General features: G+C 45.6%; 2 protein-coding genes. Both read right to left on the bottom strand.

The features are described from left to right. Nucleotides 1–866 (bottom strand): glycosyltransferase family 39 protein (locus N2317_08795; protein MCX7817585.1); only part of this gene is annotated, 866 nt, incomplete at its 3' end. After that, on the bottom strand, nt 853–1,868 hold a 1,016-nt coding region (locus N2317_08800), incomplete at its 5' end, for a glycosyltransferase family 9 protein (GenBank protein ID MCX7817586.1). The genes N2317_08800 and N2317_08795, both read right to left, overlap by 14 nt.

The raw sequence follows: 1,868 nt of genomic DNA on the forward strand, positions 1-1,868 counted from the left end.
ACGGTAGAGTGAATAATTGCTCCCAACGCCGTATACAAAAGAAGGGTACGAGAATGTCGAAAGAATTCTGATAATTCTCCCCACCCCGGCGGCGGATTTTGGGAAAGTTTTGCCAGTTCGCTTCTTATAGTTTGATAATTCTTCAGCATAACTTTTACGCTTTCCCAGATCTCGTTCAATCGATACAGATTGGGCATTTTTTGAGAGATTAGATAGTACAGTATGGACGCGGTTATGACCACCAAGAATGGGGTAAGGAAGGCTATTATTCGACCTTTTCCCTCCTTCCGGCGGAAGAGAAGGAAAACTATACTAATAAGGGGAAAGAAAATTGACTCAAACCGGTTCCAGGTCGCCAAGATAAAAAAAATGCTACTTGCACAAAGAAGTATTTTTTTGTCCCTTTTGAGGGATAGGGCAAAGGTAAATAATCCCATAGTAATGAAAAACCACGCTGCTGGATCACGTATTATATCGACGCTGGCGCTGACAAACACATGGAGTACCGCGTAAACAAAGGTGGTGATGAATGCAATCGGACGATCGAAAAAAAGACGCCCCAGGAAGTAAAGGGGGATGATGGTTAGAGAGCCGAAGAGTATGGAGACCGCCCGCATGGCCCAAATCCAATCTTGAAAAATGGGATAAAAGAGGGCTGCCATAGGGGGGAGAAGCGTAACGTGGGGGTAATAGCACGAATTCACCGTCGTCCAATAGCCATAGTATATGGCCTTGGCCTGGTAAAGATAGGTGGGTGCGTCAACATTGACCACGGGTGTAAGTAGCGCGCGTACGAAGCGTAAAATAAAGGCGAGAAAAAATAGGATGAATGCGATTTGTCCGTCTCGAAGTCTAACATGTTTCATTTTTGTTCCTGTCTTTTAAAAATTCTTCTATTTTTGATAATACCATCTGGGAGCTTAGGTTGGTCAGACAGAGCGATTGTTCGCTATCATTGCATCCCTTCCTCCGGCACGGAACGCAATCTCTCGCCTCGTATATCACCCGATGCTGGTCACCTTGGGGGGCCCAATCCCGCCAATCTGTGGGCCCAAAGATGGTTATGGTCGGCGTTCCAACGGCGGCGGCAATATGGGTGGCGGCACTGTCAATGCCTATATGCAAAAAAGCGAAATTAAGTAAAGCTGCCAGTTCTTTTAAGGAGGTTTTTCCTACCAGATTGATGACACTGTTTAGAGATACGTTTTCGATCTCTTTGGACCTCTTTTCATCCTCTCGGGAGCCGATCAGAATGGGTTGTATGTTCCATTTTTCCTTTAATTCGATTGCTATCTCGGCCCATCGGTTATAGGGCCATTCTTTATATCGCCAACGGGAAAAAGGATTGATGGTGGCAAAACATTTATGTGACCGTATGATATTCTTTTCTCTCAGCAAATTGATTATTTTTTCTTGGGCATCAAAGGAAATCGTCAGGCGAGGAACCGTGTCTTTCGCCTCTATGCCGAGGGGACGAATTATTTCCAGAGAATGGTAAACAGGTCCGCGACACGCCGAATCGTTTGCTCTTTCCGGTACGAGGTGGGTAAAAAACATGTCTCGCCAAGATAGGCTTTCATAGTGCCTAGCTACCCTCAGTGGAGCTCCACTGAGGAAGGCCAGATAAGCGCCCCGATCAGAGGCCCTCAAATCTATAACGAGGTCAAACTTTTCTTTCCGTAAGGCGAAAGTGAGGCGAATGTCACGGTAGGCGTTTTTTATAACCTCCCCCACATGCTTGGTGACGGAAAAGATTTTTTCGATATAGGGCTCTTCTTCCAGGATTTCCCCATTAGGTGCCCGTACGAGTAAAAATAGTAGGGATTTAGGGTAAAAATCCTTAATTGCTTTCAGTGTTGGGATTGTAG

It is taken from the genome of Syntrophales bacterium, assembly GCA_026417625.1.
In the GTDB taxonomy this organism is placed as follows: Bacteria; Desulfobacterota; Syntrophia; order Syntrophales; family UBA8958; genus JAOACW01.